Origin of the sequence: Bradyrhizobium sp. 17, assembly GCF_023073515.1 — a bacterium.
Classification (GTDB): domain Bacteria; phylum Pseudomonadota; class Alphaproteobacteria; order Rhizobiales; family Xanthobacteraceae; genus Bradyrhizobium; species Bradyrhizobium canariense_D.
In genome coordinates this window covers 1-3,100 of the sequence record NZ_JADPJQ010000099.1, presented here as the reverse complement: position 1 = coordinate 3,100, position 3,100 = coordinate 1, and the positions used below count along the sequence as shown (strand labels likewise).

Annotated in this window: 2 protein-coding genes and 1 pseudogene; 1 reads left to right on the top strand and 2 read right to left on the bottom strand. The window is 60.2% G+C overall.

Translation table 11 applies throughout. The features are described 5' to 3' along the window. Positions 1–712: pseudogene (locus IVB13_RS18780) on the top strand (IS5/IS1182 family transposase); the annotation flags it as partial. A gap of 927 nt (positions 713–1,639) precedes the next feature. Here IVB13_RS18780 and IVB13_RS18775 read toward each other — a convergent pair. Beyond that, positions 1,640–1,816 (bottom strand): DUF3606 domain-containing protein, encoded by a 177-nt coding sequence (locus IVB13_RS18775; RefSeq protein WP_247489952.1) that lies wholly within the window; start codon positions 1,814–1,816, stop codon positions 1,640–1,642. 522 nt (positions 1,817–2,338) lie between these two features. Continuing rightward, positions 2,339–3,085: an ATP-dependent DNA ligase gene (locus tag IVB13_RS18770; protein WP_247489954.1), complete on the bottom strand. Its 747-nt coding sequence runs from the start codon at positions 3,083–3,085 to the stop codon at positions 2,339–2,341. Positions 3,086–3,100: the final 15 nt, after the last annotated feature.

The following is a 3,100-nucleotide window of genomic DNA, read 5'->3' as shown; positions in this document are numbered from 1 at the left end:
GCAGTTGCGTATCCTGCGCAGCCGGCTGGGCCGGATCATCCGCGACATCCGTCGCAAGATCGAGGGCCAGCCAGCCCTCGAGGAGGCATTCGCCCTTCCGCTTGGCCGAGCCAGCCAGATCCGCTCCCAGCAGCAGCGCCAGCGCGGCTGGAAGCTCTATTCCTTTCATGCCCCGGAGGTGGAGTGCATCGGCAAAGGCAAGGCCTCAGCCCCTTACGAGTTCGGCGTGAAGGCCTCCATCGTCACCAACAATCGCCGAGCTCCCGGCGGCCTGTTCGTACTGCATGCCAGCTCGCTGCCCGAAAATCCCTACGACGGTCACACCTTGCGGAACGTCATCGACCGGACCGAGACGCTCACCGGATGTCCGATCGAGCGGGCCTATGTCGACAAGGGATACCGCGGCCACGATGCTCAAAATCCACGTCGCGTCTTCATCTCCGGCCAAAAGCGCGGCGTCTTCGGCGTCATCAAGCGCGAGCTGCGCCGCCGCTCCGCCATCGAGCCCATCATCGGCCACATGAAGACCGAAGGTCACCTCGGTCGCTGCTACCTCAAAGGCCGTGCCGGAGACGCCGCCAACGTCATCCTCTCAGCCGTCGGCCACAACTTCCGCCGCATCCTAGCCTGGCTCAGAGAACTCTTGTGCCTGTTCCTGGTCCGACTATGCCGCGTGCTGGCCGGTCCAGCCCCGCTCAATTCGCCTTCTTAACGGACGACTATTTAAATAGGCATTATTTGAAGCCGGGACGTAGGGCTGCAGCGCGCTATTTGGCGGCGGCTTACCGCCGCTTTTGATCGGCCGGAAGTCCTTTATCTCGCTGAGGACCGAATTCGGTTCGCTCGATTAGCCGCGCGCGGTGCTCGGCGACTTCGGGTGACCCCGTGAAGTGATTGAGAGTTCGAGGCTCGGATGATTTTGGATCTTCTTGTCGTCGCGCTTGCCGTATCCGCCATCTCGTCGTTAGTCGCAAACCATGTTGTTCGGCGACGAGACGTTCTGTGGCAGGTGCGAAAGATTAATCGAGAAGGTCGTCAGGCTCTTCATGCAGCGTCTCTCATGAACAGGCGCCGCTCCCCAATTTCCTTCAGAAGCCGCGCCCGCAATTCGAGCGCGACGTCGGCCGACTCAACGTCGCAGCCGATCAACGACCTTGGCTCGCGATCCAGCGGAGATGCGCGGAACTTTGATCGCCCGAGAGCGGCGGCGATTGCGATCCTTAAGTCCCTGAACTCGCATAGGTCGTGAGGGCCGCACAAAAATTTTGATGTCTTGTCGGAATACGGCAACTGCCTCAGGCCTCACCTGCGCAGGACGACTCCGCTTCACGGCACCAAGCCGGTAAGAAAAGACAAGACCGTCGGGCTCGCGTCGACATGCGCTCAGTTCAGAAACTTCACAGCGAGACGGCGCTCATCACGCCATACAACGGAACAATCAATATTCAGTCCAGCACTTGGAACGCGACAGCCCAATTGCCGCGGGCGCTATCGATCTGGACAATGGCAGCCAAGCTCTTCGCTCCAGGCTCGGTCCGGGTGGTTCTCGCAGACGAAGCCGATGCCGAAGCAGATGGGGATGGCATGAAAAAGCGCGCGGGCCTTGCACCAAAGATCGCAAGCATACCGCGCGCCTCGGTTACGCCACCAGCTCTTTGCGAACAGCGGCGGCCGAATTGCCTACCTTGTCGACGGCCTTCTGCAACTCGTTCCTGGAGACTCCAAGCGCCTTCGTCCAGTATTTGACCTCGAAGTCTTCATGCATGTTGATTTTGCTACGGTCGCGCTGGTCCCGCTTGGTGAGATTGTCGCTCATGCTCCTCCTCCATCGCCTGGACAAGCCGCTCATCGAACGGCCAGCAGGTCATTGATCGTCTTTTCGCTGTCCCTCGGCCCAGGCTCGACATAGCGAGCCAGGATGGCTTGGGCTTCTTTTACCGCTCGGGTTACGCGATCCGGCATGGCGGCCACTCACTGGCGAGGAAAACGCCCGAAAGAAGGCTGTGTTCCCAAAAGGAAGGCCTCCGGGAGGGCGGAGGCCAAGTCAGTCTGGGGAGGTTGCATATGCTCGGAAAACTTGACCTGCTGCGCCCCGTTCCTACAGTTTCGCATGAAGCTGGCGGCTCCGCGCTGATCGCTTAATCTGCGTTATAGGTGCGCTGAGCAGGAGGCCTGCTCTCGCCCGGTAGTGGGCTCGTCCTGCCTTTGGCGAGCAATGGCGAGAGGCTTCAATAGAGCCCGTCTGCTTGGATCGTCGGCACTTCAACGCCACCGCATCTGCATCGCTCACGCGGAGGCATCACCAGCCCGCATGCAGAGGGCGCCAAATGTACATGTGTTATTTCTTGGACAAACCTTTGAACGAGCTGGCGCGGAGCAGGCCCTCAGACGTGATATCCCGGTATTCGATGTCGGCGTAGAACTTCGGCTCGACCCAGGTGGCCTTCGGTTTCTTGACCGCCTTCGTGAGCTTTTGCTTCGGGCTGACGACCGTATCGAGAGCCTTGCGGATCTCCGCCGATTTCGTCCGGCTCCAGCCCGTCCCGACCTTCCCCATGTAGCGCAGTTCCTTCCCTTCCTGCTTGCCGAGGTAGAGCGCGGCGACGCCGGACGGGTCCTTGACGAAACCAACAACAGGGAATTTCTCGCGCTGGACGGTCTTGATCTTCTGCCAGGCCTCAACCCGATCCGACCGGTAAGGGGCATCCACTCGCTTGGAGACGATGCCCTCGTAGTTCAGCTTGCTGGCCGCCTCGAACAGCGCCTGCCCGTCACCTTCATGGTGCTCACTGTAGAAGATGGGGGCTTCCAGCCCGTTCTCGTCTATCAGCTGCTTCAGGAGCTCCTTGCGGGCAAGCTGAGCCATTCTGCGAAGGTCCTTGCCGTCCAGCCATAGGAGATCGAAGGCGAAGTAAACCAACCGGTCCTGGTCCCCCCTGCCGAGGTCCGCCTGGAGTTCTGAGAAGTTCGTTCGCCCCTCATGGATTACAACCACTTCCCCGTCGACAATGGCTTGCCCTTCGATGTCGAAGTGCGTGTTCCAGCCGATCGTGATCACCGATTCCAGGCCATCGTGATCACCCATTCCAGAGCATCGTGA

What these genes read in the sequence shown, in the direction of transcription:
- IVB13_RS18775 (WP_247489952.1), bottom strand. Translation starts at nt 1,816, where the DNA reads ATGAGCGACAATCTCACCAAGCGGGACCAGCGCGACCGTAGCAAAATC.
- IVB13_RS18770 (WP_247489954.1), bottom strand. Translation starts at nt 3,085, where the DNA reads ATGGGTGATCACGATGGCCTGGAATCGGTGATCACGATCGGCTGGAAC.